Genomic DNA, 676 nt, shown 5'->3' with positions numbered 1-676 from the left:
AGAAGTGAATTTAAAGCGGTTTGTACTTCTTTTACATCGTCTGGCTTATTTGCGCCGCCAATCCCTACAGATTGGATTAATTTCATTGCTGGCATCGAAGAGTCCTTTTCTTTTGTGTTATGTTGTTTAAGTACAACGTGTTAGTAGTAAACTAACACTCACTATTTAAAGTGGGTGTCTTTGTTATTTTAGGTGTTATAAGAGAAAGAAGTGAATTTAAAGCGGTTTGTACTGCTTTTACATCGTCTGGCTTATTTGCGCCGCCAATTCCTACCGATTGGATTAATTTCATTGCTGGCATCGAAGAGTCCTTTTCTTTTGTGTTATGTTGTTTAAGTACAACGTGTTAGTAGTAAATTAACACCTACTATTTAAAGTGGGTGTATTTGTTATTTTCTTTGTTTTTTCTAAATTCAACATAATGAAAGTAGATGTATGAAGTCAAGATTTGACCCCATTGGCTCCTTAATAGCAGCTACGGTTTTAGAGTTTTCAGGGCGTGAGCCTAAACGGCTGTCTACTTTTAATTTTTGAGTGGGTGTTATAAGGGAAAGAAGTGAATTTAAAGCGGTTTGTACTGCTTTTACATCGTCTGGCTTATTTGCGCCGCCAATTCCTACCGATTGGATTAATTTCATTGCTGGCATCGAAGAGTCCTTTTCTTTTGTGTTATGTT

The 676-nt window shown here is 36.5% G+C and carries 1 protein-coding gene and 1 pseudogene; both read right to left on the bottom strand.

Annotation, left to right across the window (positions count from 1 at the left end):
• Positions 1 to 151 precede the first annotated feature (151 nt).
• Positions 152 to 301 (bottom strand): hypothetical protein, encoded by a 150-nt coding sequence (locus I6F65_RS21525; protein ID WP_197114881.1) that lies wholly within the window; start codon positions 299 to 301, stop codon positions 152 to 154.
• Between the two features lie 112 nt (positions 302 to 413).
• A pseudogene (locus I6F65_RS21520) lies at positions 414 to 676 on the bottom strand (hypothetical protein); the annotation flags it as partial.

Origin of the sequence: Pseudoalteromonas sp. SWXJZ94C, from assembly GCF_015864385.1 — a bacterium.
Lineage (GTDB): Bacteria > Pseudomonadota > Gammaproteobacteria > Enterobacterales > Alteromonadaceae > Pseudoalteromonas.
Note: the sequence above shows the minus strand (reverse complement) of the source record. Positions and strands in the feature narration are given on the sequence as shown.